This window comes from Geitlerinema sp. PCC 9228 (assembly GCF_001870905.1).
Lineage (GTDB): Bacteria > Cyanobacteriota > Cyanobacteriia > Cyanobacteriales > PCC-9228 > PCC-9228.
Genome location: NZ_LNDC01000185.1, coordinates 1 through 15143 on the forward strand (window position 1 = coordinate 1; position 15143 = coordinate 15143).

At 51.8% G+C, this 15143-nt stretch carries 13 protein-coding genes and 1 tRNA gene; 7 read left to right on the forward strand and 7 right to left on the reverse strand.

The features are described 5' to 3' along the window. From AS151_RS19270 to AS151_RS19280, 3 genes are all read right to left on the reverse strand, one after another. A partial coding sequence (locus AS151_RS19270; protein WP_170861459.1) for a helix-turn-helix domain-containing protein occupies window positions 1-407 on the reverse strand: 407 nt, incomplete at its 3' end. A 187-nt stretch (window positions 408-594) separates the two neighbouring features. After that, entirely contained in the window at window positions 595-1320 is a 726-nt protein-coding gene (locus AS151_RS19275; protein WP_071518698.1) for an endonuclease V, read from the reverse strand. Window positions 1321-1467: 147 nt separating this feature from the next. Next, entirely contained in the window at window positions 1468-3273 is a 1806-nt protein-coding gene (locus tag AS151_RS19280) for an aspartate kinase (RefSeq protein WP_071518699.1), read from the reverse strand. 762 nt (window positions 3274-4035) lie between these two features. Here AS151_RS19280 and AS151_RS19285 point away from each other — a divergent pair. The 7 genes from AS151_RS19285 to metK all read left to right on the forward strand — a co-directional run bounded on the left by AS151_RS19285 (window position 4036) and on the right by metK (window position 11928). Then, complete coding sequence (locus tag AS151_RS19285; protein WP_071518700.1) at window positions 4036-4371, forward strand: hypothetical protein; 336 nt, start codon at window positions 4036-4038, stop codon at window positions 4369-4371. 598 nt (window positions 4372-4969) lie between these two features. Continuing rightward, entirely contained in the window at window positions 4970-6505 is a 1536-nt protein-coding gene (gene psbB, locus AS151_RS19290; protein WP_071518701.1) for a photosystem II chlorophyll-binding protein CP47, read from the forward strand. Window positions 6506-6631: 126 nt separating this feature from the next. Then, on the forward strand, window positions 6632-6730 hold the full coding sequence (locus tag AS151_RS19295; RefSeq protein WP_071518702.1) for a photosystem II reaction center protein T: 99 nt from the start codon (window positions 6632-6634) through the stop codon (window positions 6728-6730). A gap of 391 nt (window positions 6731-7121) precedes the next feature. Continuing rightward, window positions 7122-7673 carry a transcriptional regulator NrdR gene (nrdR, locus tag AS151_RS19300; RefSeq protein ID WP_071518703.1) on the forward strand — a complete coding sequence of 184 codons (552 nt, stop codon included), beginning with the start codon at window positions 7122-7124 and terminating at the stop codon, window positions 7671-7673. A gap of 787 nt (window positions 7674-8460) precedes the next feature. Then, window positions 8461-9693 (forward strand): 30S ribosomal protein S1, encoded by a 1233-nt coding sequence (locus tag AS151_RS19310; RefSeq protein ID WP_084639777.1) that lies wholly within the window; start codon window positions 8461-8463, stop codon window positions 9691-9693. A gap of 135 nt (window positions 9694-9828) precedes the next feature. Then, the gene (locus tag AS151_RS19315) at window positions 9829-10575 is read left to right on the forward strand and encodes an HAD family hydrolase (protein WP_071518705.1); all 747 of its coding nucleotides are present in this window, start codon (window positions 9829-9831) and stop codon (window positions 10573-10575) included. 96 nt (window positions 10576-10671) lie between these two features. Next, on the forward strand, window positions 10672-11928 hold the full coding sequence (gene metK / locus AS151_RS19320; RefSeq protein ID WP_071518706.1) for a methionine adenosyltransferase: 1257 nt from the start codon (window positions 10672-10674) through the stop codon (window positions 11926-11928). A gap of 177 nt (window positions 11929-12105) precedes the next feature. On the opposite strand, the gene AS151_RS19325 is transcribed toward metK, so the two are convergent. The 4 genes from AS151_RS19325 to AS151_RS19340 all read right to left on the reverse strand — a co-directional run bounded on the left by AS151_RS19325 (window position 12106) and on the right by AS151_RS19340 (window position 14823). Continuing rightward, on the reverse strand, window positions 12106-12894 hold the full coding sequence (locus tag AS151_RS19325) for a COP23 domain-containing protein (protein ID WP_071518707.1): 789 nt from the start codon (window positions 12892-12894) through the stop codon (window positions 12106-12108). Between the two features lie 101 nt (window positions 12895-12995). Then, entirely contained in the window at window positions 12996-13532 is a 537-nt protein-coding gene (locus AS151_RS19330; RefSeq protein WP_071518708.1) for a gluconokinase, read from the reverse strand. Between the two features lie 83 nt (window positions 13533-13615). After that, window positions 13616-13688 (reverse strand) — tRNA-Glu (locus tag AS151_RS19335). A 76-nt stretch (window positions 13689-13764) separates the two neighbouring features. Beyond that, a complete protein-coding gene (locus AS151_RS19340) occupies window positions 13765-14823 on the reverse strand; it encodes a peptidase M42 (RefSeq protein ID WP_071518709.1) in 1059 nt (352 codons plus the stop codon). Window positions 14824-15143: the final 320 nt, after the last annotated feature.

A 15143-nucleotide genomic window follows, 5' to 3' on the forward strand; every position in this document is an offset into this window, starting at 1 on the left:
CTTTGAGAAAGCGGCTTTTTCCCCGTATGGACACCACAATGGGGACAAATTTGACTGGTCTGTTTGGCCTCTACTGCAGGCTTAGTATTTACCACGCTTAAAACACACCGCCGAAGCATTTGCTGCAAAACTTGCGATTGGGGGATTTTTAATTGGGGATGGTCTTTCTTGGCTGGTGTTAATGTCTGGCACTGACTGGCAGAGGTAGGGCGAGGGGGATCGGCAGGAATGATGTACTCGCCTCCCAGACGACAGGCGTTGACAGGCGATTTTCGGGATTTGAGCCCATCTTCGCGTTCTCTCAGCCCATCATTGCCAACTTGCCGACAGATTTCCCACCACGACTCCATCATTTGAGCCTGGCGGGATGTCGGCTTGAGTTGAAATTCATAGCTGAGAGTCAACATGATTGATGTACGAAAATAGATTTATGAAATTTCGCCTGCTTTTTTAGATTCTAGCACCTCAACTTGATTTTAACGGTGACTAAAGCCGCACGGGTCGCTTTTCATCCCTGCGCGTGAAAAGTCAGGGCTTTCAAGCTTCCGATTCATGCGGTAAACTGCTGAAAATAGAAAACTTCACCAAATCAATTTATTCAACCAAAGTAAAACATCCCTTTAACTGTTCCTTGCGAGCGCGACCTGCCCAATAATGAGCTTTTCGTAAGGGTTCTGGCAATTTTGTCTTCCCCAAAACCTGACGAACAAACGCCAAAGCACCAACACAATCCAAACGATGTCCCGGAGAAACATAAACTGGCTTCACATGCGTGCGAGAACGAAACCGCCAACCCACTTGCTGTTTTTGTCCGCAAACTTCGCCAAATAAAGACACCGCTGCCCCTTTTTTATCATCTAACTCGCCCCTTGCCTTCCCATACAACCAACTTTTCGCTACCCCAATCGCTGGCATATCCAAATAAACACCTAAATGAGCTGCAATCCCCAAACTGCGGGGATGGGCAATGCCCTGGCCGTCTACCAACAACAATTGCCACCGCGGCGACAGTTCTGCCAATGCTGCCAAATATACCGGTGCTTCCCGAAAAGATAAAAAACCCGGTACATAGGGAAACACTTCATCTCCCGGAATGCGAGCAATCCCGACTTCGACAGCTTCTTGCCTCTCCATATCCCACAACACCGCCGCCGCCACGAGGTCTTCTCCTTGTTTGATGGAAGCATCCAATGCCGCTATATGAGTTATATGCTCTGTATCTCCCGCTAAAATAAGCTTTTGGGCGAGTTCCGTTTGCAAGCGTTGGGCAGTTTCTAAATTTTCCGGTACGGGGAAATTGGCAACAAGATGAGTGTCCATTGGGATTGCAGTTAGAAATAGAAACAGTTGAAAATTTATTGGGAAAAATTGGAGCAGGCACGGGAGACTGGGGCAGAAAAGCATTGCCTACAACAGTTTTTATACCATGATACTCCCAGACTTCCATGCCTCCATGCTCGGGTCCCCTCAATGAGATACAGCCATCTGCTGGGGTTGAGAAAGATTGAAGGCAGCATGAATCGCTTGCAAGGCTTTGACACCTTGTTCGGCATCGACCACGCAACTGATTTTTATCTCCGATGTGGAAATCATTTGGATATTGATCCCTGAGGATGCTAAGACGGAAAACATTTTGGCAGCAACGCCGGGATGTCCCACCATACCGGAACCTACTACGCTGACTTTAGCGATCGCGCGATTGACCACAACTTCCCCATAAGCCACCGTCGATGCCAAATCCGCCAACACGGCTTGTGCTTCTTCCAAATCGGCTTCCGGCAAAGTAAAAGCAATATCCCGTCGCGGCAAACCATCCACCACCCGACAGCGTTGGGATTGAATAATCGTATCGACACAAATCCCTTTTTCTGCCAGGGTTTGGAAAATTTTCGCCGCCATCCCCGGTCGGTCGGGAACGCCAATAATTCCCAAACTGGCTTGTTTCATATCCAACGCTGCCCCCCGTACCGCTGGTTGTTCCTGCATGGGAACGTGGGAGAGGGCAACCGGCGACGAATCCAATTCAAAGGTTTCGCATAGAACTTCAATGGCGCGATCGCACTGTTCGGCATCGATAACGCAGCTCACTTTCACCTCGGAAGTAGAAATCATCTGAATGTTAATGCCTACCGAAGACAACGCCGTAAACATCCGCGCCGCCACCCCCGGGCGTCCGATGATTCCTGCCCCAGCAATGCCCACTTTGGCCACCTGCGGGTCCACCATCACTTCTGCTTCTTGGGAATTTTGCGGTTCGCTACGTAATACCGGGGCAATGGCGTGAGCGACAGATTCCGCTCGCTTGAGCATTTCCTGACCGACGGTAAAAGCAATATCATTGGTGTTGCCTTCGTGGATAGATTGAATAATTAGATCCACATCAATTTCCTGCCGGCCAATTTCGCCAAACATGCGCGCTGCAATCCCCGGGCGATCGCCCACCCGCAGCAAGGCCACTTTTGCCTGATCGGTGTCAAATTCCACCGCATCCACCGGGTGAACCAGTTCCAACCCCTGCAACACTCTCGGGGTATGTGCCGGCGAAATGACCTTGGTTCCCGGATCCTCCGTCCAACTGGAACGTACCACCAACGGGACCCCATAGTTGCGGGCAATTTCCACCGCCCGCGGATGCAGTACTTTAGCCCCCAAACTCGCCAGTTCCAGCATTTCGTCGCAGGTAATTTCGGACATGAGCTGGGCATCGCTAACATGGCGGGGGTCGGCGGTTAAAATCCCCGGTACGTCGGTGTAGATTTCGCAGGTATCTGCCGGTAAGGCTGCCGCCAGGGCAACAGCTGTGGTGTCGGAACCGCCCCTACCGAGGGTGGTAATTTCTAAATTATCGCGATCGCTAACCCCTTGGAAACCAGCCACCACCACCACTTTGCCTTTATCCAAATGTTGCTGTAGCCGTTGGGTATCGATTTGCAAAATCCGCGCGCGGGTATGTTCGGCTTCGGTAACAATGCCCACCTGCGCCCCCGTGAGGGAAACCGCTTCGGTGCCCAGTTCGTGCAGGGCCATGCTCATCAAAGCAATGGAAACCTGTTCGCCGGTACTCAACAGCATGTCCATTTCCCGACGGCTGGGGGTTGAGGTGATTTGATGGGCTAAATCCACCAGTTGGTTGGTGGTTTTGCCCATGGCAGAAACCACCACCACCACGGAATGACCGGCGCGCGCTGTTTGGTCGATGCGTTGGGCTACGGCTTGGATTCTCTCTACCGACCCCACGGAGGTACCACCGTATTTTTGTACAATTACCGCCATCGCTTCTATTGGGTTCCTTCTGTCGCAAACCTCTTATCCTAACCTCTCCAAGATAGCAAAGCACCATCGAATTCGTTTATTGGTTGTTCTTTCTCTGCGATCGCTAATGTGGGCACCCCTTGAAAAAATTAAAAATCTTTAAGATGTTCTCAATTTTTGAAACTTGTGGTATAATAGGCAGCTATGTAAAGGAGGGAAGCTGCTCTCGAAAAGGGGAAGATTTTGCGGTCACCTCAACCCAAATATCTAAACTACCCCAAAATATTTCCTACGAACCGGGAAAAAACTACATAGGAAAGCTCGCGGTTGTCTAGTTCCCCCTTGACAAACAACACCAACAACCCCGACAAATAACCAAAGATTCTGAAACTAGCCAACAGAAAATTTCGTCAGCACCCCCGGCTGAAGCACGGGGGCTTCTGTGCCTCCAGCCTCAGGTAGCTGACCAGCCCTTCGCCCTTTGGGGCTAGGTTTTTCAGGTCATGGTACCTACAAATGCTTTCGGTGTTGGTCGCCCTGCCGTTAACGGTTCAACCGCCCTACAATGGGGAAAGCAGTGCCGTTAGCTCGACCAGCCCGAAAAACATGGGCGAGGAAAATATGACCCTGTGCAGAGTAGGCGATTCCGGCTAGAACCCCGAAAGAGCGGAAACTGCACCTCTTTTCGCTCTCGGTGGATGTGGAGAAGGCGACTAAAGTCGCCGTTCGTTTTTCCTCCCTGCGCTAAAGCGACAGGGCTGCCAAACGTATCGAAGATTTTCCGTGAAATACTTTTTTTTAACCGAGGGATGGACAGTAGGACGTATCTGGGGCGTAAATGGTTTGTGGAATGAGATCTCCTGGCGGCGCAAGCCAGATATTCAACGCCTCTCCATTTGCCTGGTGGAAAAACAAGAAGTCATGTGGCTTTATCGAGTGGAAGATGAAGTCATGATGGTAGAAGTCAAACCGTTAGAAGAAGCCGACCAAGAACGGCCTTTTGCCCAAGTTGTCTTAAAACGGCTGATGGATGCCGACCAGGTGCTCGAACGTTTGTCCACCGTAGCAGCTATTTGTCAAATGCCCTCAGCTCAAAACGCCAACCATCATAATTCCTAGTTTTCGGGAGCTAGCACCCGGGAAGTCGGACTACAATAGACCCCAAACCGAGCCGGTCAAAGTTGGTTCGTTTGCTCCTGCGGAAGCGATCTGAAATGGGGGCGGCAAAATTGCCATGGCTGTCACCTGGTTAGCAACCATGCCACCCGTTCGAGACCAGAAATTAAAAATCTAAAACTTCCCCAATAGCTTTCAAAAAGGGCAAGTAGAGGCAAACTAGCCCCAAAAGCTCCGGTTTTGGCATGGAATGGCCCATCGTTGATTAGGAGATCCTACGCTTGCCATCTGTTCTCACAATCGATACACTTCTTAAGATAAGTTCTCTAAGATTCATTTGCCCCCACGGGTTGATTTTTCCTATAGGCCACTATGGGGAAAGACTTCCCAGTCGGGTCTTCCTTAGCGGCGTACGGTCGTTCTTTTTCTTGCCCCCATCTGGGGATGGGTCTTCAGGTGGGCAGAGAAACAGCCAACCACATTGGCCCCCGCTAAGGCTATCTTAATAAAATAGCCATCTGAAATTTGGCTTTTTATCCCTGGAATAGCCAGCTCGTTTGCATAGAGAACCAAGTAAAAAGAAAAGGAGGAATTGTAGTCAATGGGACTACCCTGGTATCGCGTTCATACTGTTGTTCTTAACGATCCAGGTCGCTTGATTGCCGTACACCTAATGCATACAGCCCTCGTTGCCGGTTGGGCTGGTTCCATGGCTCTGTACGAATTAGCAGTCTTTGACCCCAGCGACCCGGTTCTCAACCCCATGTGGCGTCAAGGTATGTTTGTGCTGCCCTTTATGACCCGCTTGGGCGTCACCGATTCCTGGGGCGGCTGGAGCATCACCGGCGAAACGGTGACCGACCCCGGCATCTGGACCTATGAAGGGGTGGCTGCCGCTCATATTATCCTTTCCGGTTTGCTCTTCCTAGCCGCCTGCTGGCACTGGGTCTATTGGGATTTGGAACTATTTACCGATCCCCGTACCGGCGAACCCGCCCTCGACTTGCCGAAAATGTTCGGCATCCACCTATTCCTGGCTGGCTTGCTTTGTTTTGGATTCGGTGCCTTCCACTTAACTGGATTGTTTGGTCCCGGTATGTGGGTGTCCGACCCCTATGGGCTGACAGGGCACGTGGAGCCAGTGGCACCGGAGTGGGGACCGGAAGGGTTTAATCCCTTTAACCCCGGCGGCGTAGTGGCCCACCACATTGCTGCTGGAATTGTCGGCATTATCGCCGGTCTGTTCCACCTGATCGTACGTCCCCCAGAGCGCCTGTACAAGGCACTACGGATGGGGAACATCGAAACGGTTCTCTCCAGCAGTATTGCCGCTGTCTTCTTTGCTGCCTTCGTGGTAGCCGGTACCATGTGGTACGGCAGTGCGACCACGCCCATCGAACTGTTTGGTCCAACCCGCTATCAGTGGGACCAAGGATATTTCCAACAGGAAATCGAACGTCGGGTACAGTCGGAAATGGCGGCAGGAAAAAGCCGCGCCGAAGCCTGGGCTTCCATTCCGGAAAAACTGGCTTTCTACGACTATGTGGGCAACAGTCCTGCCAAAGGCGGTCTGTTCCGCGTTGGTCCTATGAACGAAGGTGATGGCATTGCTCAACAGTGGCTGGGACACCCGGTGTTTGAAGATAGTGAAGGTCGCGAGTTGACTGCCCGTCGCTTGCCCAACTTCTTCGAGAACTTCCCAGTTCTGTTGGTAGACCAACAAGGGGTGGTCCGTGCGGATATTCCCTTCCGCCGCGCCGAATCGAGATACAGTTTGGAACAAGCTGGGGTAAAAGTTAATTTCTACGGTGGTGCTTTGAACGGCGAAACGTTTGAAGACCCGGCTGTGGTGAAGAAATATGCCCGTAAAGCCCAGCTAGGCGAACCCTTTGCTTTCGATACCGAAACCTTGGACTCCGACGGTGTGTTCCGCACCAGTCCTCGCGGTTGGTTTACGTTTGGACACGTCTGCTTTGCTTTGCTGTTCTTCTTCGGTCACATCTGGCACGGTTCCCGGACCCTGTTCCGCGACGTGTTTGCTGGTGTTGACCCCGATTTGGACGAAGACCAAGTGGAATTTGGCGTGTTCCAAAAAGTGGGCGACCCCGCTACTCGGAAGTCGGAAGAGGCTATTTAAAGTGGGTTAATTCCTGCAGGTGGGAATTAGGTGGTATGGTGAGTAAATTGGCCCTGCCACCTTTTTCCTGCGATTGTTATTTTGTGGGTGGAAGCCCAAAAGCCGCGTTGGCTAGGAGGTTGTGTTATGGAAGCTCTGATTTACGTATTTTTTCTGGTGATTACGTTGGGGCTGTTGTTTTTCGCGATCGCTTTTCGCGAACCCCCTCGTATTAACAAAGAATAGTTAAAATTTCGCAACAGTTTGACGGGCTTGACCGCAAGCTGTCAAATGGGAAGGGATAGGTCGTCTGCTCAGGTTCAGGGGACCTATCCCTTTATTTTGTTCCCCGGATGGTGCCCCTTGTAGCCGCTACCATCGCCGATGGCGTGCCAATTTTGCTAAGGAAAAAGATGGCTTTTTTGCTTTGCCCATTCCCGAAAAAAGAATGGCAGTTGCTAGGAATATGTTAGTTTAGAAGGGATTTGTTGCCGATTTTGCCATCGGAATTTGACCAAAATAGAGGCAACCAGTTCTACAGCAAAAAGCTATAGAAAGCCGACAAAACAGTTCCCACGAACAGAATTCCTAACTGGTTGTTGCCATCGAAACGCTTCCCACTTGGGAGACGATTGCCATGCGGTGTCCATTTTGTCAGCATACAGATAGTCGCGTTCTCGAATCTCGATCGGCGCAAGGGGGAAATAGCGTGCGACGGCGTCGGGAATGCTTGCAGTGCGCCCGTCGTTTTACCACCTACGAACGCATCGAATATGTGCCCATTACGGTAATTAAACGCGATGGCAGTCGCGAATCTTTCGATCGCTCGAAATTATTGCGGGGGATCGTCCGCGCCTGCGAAAAAACTGGCATCCCCATGTCAGCTTTGGAAGCATTGGTCGATGAAATCGAAACCGACCTTCAACAACGACTGCATTCGGAAGTGACCAGTAGCGAACTCGGCGAATGCGTCTTGCAGCGTTTGAACCCACTGAGCGAAGTAGCTTACGTGCGATTTGCTTCCGTATATCGCCAATTTACCGGCGTGCGAGATTTTGTGGAAACTCTCAACCAATTGCAAAATCGCGATCGCCAAGATTCCCCACCGCGATCGCAACAATTTCCCCCAGCCGCCGACTGGCCGGCATCGCCTCCCCAACAAACCTCCGTTCCCAGCAGCACTTCCTAACTTAACAGGGAACCATGCTTGCCCAACCGCTCACTGCACCACGTTAGGAAAGTGCGATCGCAACCCCCGGAAAATCGTGATAAGATAGCAAACTATGGCCTACTTTTGGGACCCTGACTCCCCGGGGTTTCCCTACCCCCCCAAGCTGAAAACCCCCAGCGCCGACAGCAGCCGCTGTTGGACAGATAGCCTTTTTCGTCAGAGAGGAAAAGCCATGGTTTGGCCTCTCCAACCACCCCTGGGAGAGTCCCTCTGGCTGGGAAGCATTCAGGCAACAGGTCGCTGACCCCAGATCCTGCCGCCGACGCTTCCCCCTCAGCGAGCTTGGTTTGGGGACCTCGGTCCTCAATTTAAACTCGATCGTATCACAATGCGCCCGGGAGGGCGGGGCTTTAAACCCAAAAATTTCTGATAAAATCGGGATAGATGGTATTTCTAGCCACGGCTAGAAAAGATGTGGTGTAGCCAGCCTTCGACCAACTGCACGACAGGATAGCCACTTCCACCCATCAGACAACGAATCCAACCAGTTCGATCGAGATTTTGTCACCAGGGAAAATTTCCCAGTCAAAATCGACCAGTTAGGTGGAAACAGCAGGCAAGCGGTTGCATCCAAGCGGCATCCCCTGCACACCACGATCGAGTACCATCAGGGGGACCCCGGTAGCTTCCCCATCCACCGCTCGCACTCGTTGGCAATTTGAACGCATTGGTTCAGGTTTTTCAGCGTACAGCACATGTATTCCCACAACCAGTAACAAGTAAGGAGATAACGACTAGGATTCGCATGGTCAACAACACGATGACTAAAGACGTTGGCTTTACCCACGAGGATTTTGCAGCGTTACTAGACAAATATGACTACAACTTCAGCCCCGGCGACGTCGTAGCTGGCACGGTTTTTAACCTGGAGCCCAATGGGGCTTTGATTGATATTGGTGCCAAAACGGCGGCTTACCTGCCCATTCAGGAAATGTCCATCAATCGGGTTGACAATCCCGATGAAGTCCTCCAGCCCAACGAAACCCGAGAATTTTTCATTCTCAGCGACGAAAACGAAGAAGGGCAGCTTACCCTCTCCATTCGCCGCATCGAATACATGCGGGCTTGGGAGCGGGTACGGCAGCTACAAGCGGAAGATGCCACCGTTCTTTCTAACGTGTTTGCCACCAACCGCGGTGGTGCCTTAGTCAGAATCGAAGGACTGCGCGGATTTATCCCCGGCTCCCACATCAGCACCCGCAAACCCAAAGAAGAACTCGTGGGTGAAGACCTCCCCCTGAAATTCTTGGAAGTAGACGAAGACCGCAACCGACTTGTTCTCAGCCACCGACGTGCCTTGGTCGAACGGAAGATGAACCGTTTGGAAGTCGGCGAAGTGGTCACCGGTGCCGTACGCGGTATCAAACCCTACGGTGCTTTCATCGACATTGGCGGCGTCAGCGGTTTGCTCCACATTTCCGAAATTTCCCACGACCACATCGACACGCCTCATAGCGTCTTGAATGTCAATGACGAGCTGAAGGTCATGATTATCGACCTAGACGCCGACCGAGGCCGCATTTCCCTGTCTACCAAGCAACTAGAACCCGAAGCTGGTGCCATGGTGAAAAATCGGGAAATGGTATTTGCTCAAGCTGAGGAGATGGCTGCTAAGTGGCGGGAGCAGCAATTACACCAACAACAGGGGCAATCCCAGGAAACGGCTGCCACCGAAAGTGCTCCCACGAGTACCGAGACCAGCGAACAGCCGCAACAACCAGTCGCTCCCAATGCCGAAGCCACCCCTGCAGCGGTAGAAGCACCGGCAGCAACCGCGGCAACCGAAGCAGCGGTAGAAACCACCGAAACCCCAGCGGCAGTTTCCACCGAACCAGAAGCTACAGAAGGTTCGCCCACCCCCTCTGCTGTAGAAGAACCACCGGCCGCAGACCATTCAGAAGACCGCGAAACCACCCCACAAGAGGTAGCTACCGACTCGGTGAGCGAGGAAGAAAATCCCGTCAGCTCCGAATTGTAAACACACTAGAGCTGAGCTGGATTGCTGCTAACTTGAGCGACCCCATGGAAGACAAAAAAGAGGGAACCCACCCCTCTTTTTTGATTTTTTTGCCCCTTGATGGCAAAATTGCTGGATTGTAGAAATAGAACACTCATGCCGGCTACCATTCAATGTAGACACATTACCTTTTCTAATATAAAAGCGATTCTGTTTGACAAAGACGGCACTCTGGAAAACTCCCAGGGCTTTTTGTACGAGTTGGGACACAGGCGGGCACAGTTGCTGGATGCGCAAGTTCCAGGAACCGGTCGTACGTTGCTGGCAGGATTTGGTCTGGATGGCACCAGCATAGACCCTACGGGATTGCTGGCTGTGGGCAGCCATTGGGAAAATCAAGTCGCCGCTGCTGCCTACGTAGCCGCGACCGGTCGCGGTTGGGTAGACTCGATGGAAATGGCCCGGCAGGCTTTCGAGCAAGCAGAAAACCAACTGCCCCATCCATCTACTCCCTCTCCCCTGTTTGCCGGCAGTTTGGAAGTTTTGCAAAATCTCCACCAAAATGGCTTCAAGCTAGGCATTCTCTCTGCTGACAGCAACGAACGGGTGCAGAATTTCGTGCGCTATTACCAGTTGGGATGCTATATTCAATTGCAGATGGGCGTAGATAACCACGGACCTAGCAAACCCGATCCGGCACTGTTCTATCAAGCTTGCCAACAATTGGGCGTCCAGCCGGCGGATACGCTCATGGTGGGAGATGCTCCCACGGATATGCAAATGGCCAAACAAGCCGGTGCGGCGGGATGTATCGGGATTTGCTGGTCAAATCCTCATGCCGCAGGCTTAGAACTTGCTGATATTGCGATCGCCAACTTAGAGGAAATTCAAATCGTAGCTTAATTTTTTGGCTGCGGTAAAAATTAGCGGCGCAATACGTTGTAAGATAACTACGGCATTCGCTATTGAAGTACGAAAAACGACAGGAGGATTCGATCCTTGTCTAGACAATATCTTTTTACGTCTGAATCGGTAACAGAGGGACACCCTGATAAAGTTTGCGACCAAATTTCTGACACTATTCTTGATGCCCTATTAACACAAGATCCTTCCAGCCGCGTAGCCGCGGAAGTTCTTGTTAATACTGGCTTGGTCATGATTAGCGGGGAAATCACGACCCAAGCTCAGGTCAATTATGTGAATCTAGCTCGGGAAAAAATTGCAGAAATCGGCTACGTTCACCCAGACAACGGCTTTTCTGCCGACAGCTGTTCCGTTCTGCTGGCTATCGACGAACAATCCAGCGACATTGCTCAAGGCGTGGATGCCGCCCAAGAAACCCGCGAACAGATGAGCGACGACGACTTGGATAAAGTTGGTGCTGGCGACCAAGGGTTGATGTTCGGTTTTGCCTGCGACGAAACTCCAGAACTGATGCCCATGCCCATGAGCTTGGCACACCGGATGTGTCGTCGCCTAGCGGCCGTTCGTAAAACCGGGCAACTTCCCTACCTACGTCCCGACGGCAAGAGCCAGGTCAGCGTGGTTTACGAAAATGGTCGTCCGGTTGGTATTGATACCATTCTGGTTTCTACCCAACACGCCAGTACCATCGAACAGCTGAACGACAACGACGCCATTCAAGCCAAAATTAAAGAGGACCTGTGGTCGGCAGTGGTCGAACCCATGTTCGCCGATATCGACATCAAACCCAGTGACAAAACCCGCTGGTTGGTCAATCCCACCGGGAAATTTGTCATTGGCGGTCCCCAAGGCGACTGCGGTTTGACCGGTCGGAAAATCATTGTAGATACCTACGGTGGTTATGCCCGTCACGGCGGTGGTGCCTTCTCTGGTAAGGATCCCACCAAAGTGGACCGCAGTGCTGCTTATGCTGCCCGTTACGTAGCGAAAAACATCGTTGCTGCTGGTCTGGCTCGCAAGTGCGAAGTGCAGCTCAGCTATGCCATTGGCGTTGCTAAACCGGTTAGCGTGCTCATCGATACCTTTGGCACTGGCAAAGTAGACGAGGAACGCTTGCTAGAAACCGTACAGCGTCATTTTGAACTGCGTCCGGCTGGTATCATTAAAGCCTTTAATTTGCAGTCCATGCCCAAAACACGCAACGGCCGCTTCTACCAAGAAGTCGCTTCCTACGGTCACTTCGGTCGTCCCGACTTGGATCTTCCTTGGGAACGCACTGATAAAGCCGAACTCTTGAAAGAAGAGCTGGCTGGTGCTACAGCCAAGAAATAGCTAGTTGTTGGCTAGCCAAGGGCGTAGGGTGATTTTTAGCTGCCCTACAATGATGGTGTGCTGAAACCAGAGTAGCTATTTCTATTTTTAAACTTAGACTGAGAAATAGCTCCCCTGGCGGGGCAAAAAGGGCAGAAGCAGTTTCTGTCCTTTTTGCTGTTTGGGCGGATGGTACCGCTAGCGAAACTGCTCCGGATCGAGTTGCGGGTTGTTTTCGCTGCTGTTTCCGTCTGTCAAACGAGTTCCCGTACCGCCATCTGCTGGGTCTAAAAAGGGTTTGAGGTTGATCCTGCCGGTGGCAGGTTCTTGTTCCCCTGGATCGAGTACGTCCTCTAGAACGTCTTCTACGCTGTTTTCCGGTACGATGGTATTAACTGGTTCGGTTTCACGGCCGCGGTCGGCTTGGGTTAAGTTTTCAAAAACCAAATCGCGCGTTAATTCTGGGTCCTGTCCCGGGGGAACTGTTAAAACAATGCGACAGTCGGGGATATTTTCTGTGGTAACACAGATAATGTCGTAGTTGTTTTCTACGGATGTCCGTAGTTCCAACAAGCCATCCGGACGGTAAGATTCGAGGCGACGGCTAATTTCTTCGCAGCGGCGTTGGGGGGTCCATCCGCCACCTAAGGCACTGGGAACCGCCCAGGCATAGCTGGATTCCGGCTGGCTTTCGGGATGGTACATGACGGTATGTTTCCCTTCAAACATATCGCAGGTGAAGCGAGATTTGCTGGCGGTGGGGGATTCCGATGTGTCTGTGGGTTCTTCTTGGGGAGATTCGGAAGTTTCGGGGGCTTCTTCTGGGGAAGACTGGGCCAAAAGGATGGGGGAGGTGGTATGGTTGGCGGGGCTGGCTGCGATCGCGCTATGAGCGATTCCCCCAATCCATTCTATGCCTAACGTTGAGGAAAGTGGGAAAATCAAAAGCGAAGGAAGCCAACGGAAGAAAAATGCAATAGCCATCATTGTTTGTATCCCATTCGTTGCATGGTTTTTTAGTTGCTGGCGCGATCGCTTCCCATCGAAATTTTCTTTTCTGCCTGTTGCCAGCGATCGCTTTTGGTTGATTAATCCCAGGCAGACGTATTTTGGGAGAAAAAGTTCCCCATTTGGCATTTACAAAGAATCGATGCCACAATCTCTTCAACGGGCTTTTCCACGTTCTCCACCATGGCTGTTTGGGGAGGTTCCAACGTTGCCAACTGACTGTCTAGCAACTCGGCAGTCATAAAATGCCCCTGCCGCCTTTTGAGTCGTTGCTGCAGTAGCGATCGCGCTCCCTCTAAAAAAATCCAAGTTATCGTCGTACCGCCACCTGAAAGAATTTCGCGATAGTTCTCTTTGAGAGCAGAACAGGCAACTACCCCACCCTTTCCCTGACTTGGGAGGGTATCGATTTTCTGCCGCAACGCCAACAACCACGGATAGCGATCGCGATCTGTCAGAGGAATACCATTCTCCATTTTGGCAATATTTTCCGGCGGATGAAAGTCATCCCCTTCAATAAATTCTACCCGCAACCGGCGCGCCAGTAGCTGACCGACGGAGGTTTTGCCGACCCCCGAAACCCCCATCACCACAAAAATTGGAGCAGTTACCACCATATCCCACTTCCATTTAACTAAAAAAAGCGAGGAGACGCTGTTGCTAGCATCCTCCCCGCTTTCGTCGGTGCTTGCTTTTTGAATACCCCCAAGGGGACTCGAACCCCTGTTACCTCCGTGAAAGGGAGGTGTCCTAGGCCTCTAGACGATGGGGGCGCGCCCTGGGCTTTCCTTAACCCCGTTCATTTCGCACATTTTTTAGAGTAACAACTTTTACCAGGGCTGTCAACACCTAAACCGCAAATTGGGAAAAATTTTTTCCGTAGTTTTCTAGAAGGTCGATACAACGGGCGATCGCGCCTAGGTGGGCAATTTCAAATCCGTGGGTATTTTGGGTGGGAAAGCCCAAACAAGCCCCTTTGGGAAGGTGGCCGAACTTCATAGCAATAGAGGCATCGCTGCCAAATCCATCAATGGCTGCCAGTTGCAGGGGAATTTCTGCCATGGCGGCCGCTTCTCGCAAGCTGGCGTTCAAACCTTCATCATACAACCCATAACCATCCTGAGATAGCAACACCGGCACATCGCCATCTTCTATAGGATATTCCGGTGCCAACGGGCAAATTTCCAAGGCGATCGCGGCATTGACGTGGTTTTGCCGGGTAAAATACAAAGCTCCCATTGCCCCCACTTCTTCCTTGGCAGAAGCCACCAAATACAAATCCACCGCCGGTTGCTGCAATCGCTGTGCCAAAGCCAACAAAATCGCCACCGAAGCCTTATTATCCAACGTATAGCTCGCCATATAGTCCTGCAAGCGAAACGGTTGCTTGCGATGCTTACCCACCACCATGCGAGTTCCCGGGCGAACGCCGGCAGCTTCCAGTTCGGCTGAGGTCCGTTTGGTTTCCACCCACACCTGCTCCCACTTCAGGGGTCGGTCGTTTTGTTGGGCTTTTTGGGGCGACTCGTGGGAAACGTGGCGGGAACCAAAACTGAGAATTCCTGAAACCATCTCGCGATCGCCGAGCAAATCCACCACTCCTTCTCCATAAACCCAGGGAAACGAACCGCCCAACTTGCGAATTTCCACCCGACCATCCTCGCCAACACGCTTGACAATGGCACCAATTTCATCTTTGTGGGCAGTAATTGCCAAACAGCGGGTGCGATCGCGACCGGGAATTTGCGCCACCACATTGCCAGCCTCGTCTTGCCAAACCGCCACCCCCAATTCCTCAAAGCGAGCAAGCAACCAACGGTCCATTTCCGATTCTTGACCGCTGGGGGAGTGGCAAGATACCAACTGCGAAATTGTGGTAAATAATTCCTGAAAATCGCTAGAACTCATGCTGAATACTCTAGAACATTTTGCAGGCCAAGCGAGAGCCGCTGCTGTTTTCTTCACCATAGCAGGTAGCCCCCACTCATGGGCACCAGTTGCTATCCCAGCCATGTTTTTTGTTTTTGCAAGGAATGCCCCAGCCAGTTCCCCTGACTGCCAGCAACTCCCATCCCAAGTTGTTGACACTCTCACGAATAGAATTCGTGAGATTCTCGCTTCATCGGGTGTGCCTAGATGGATTAGCTATGCTAACCCATCCCCGGCGACATTGCCCTCGACGAGCATTTTTCCGCCCTGCCCGGACGTACTTGCGACACCTCGATTCA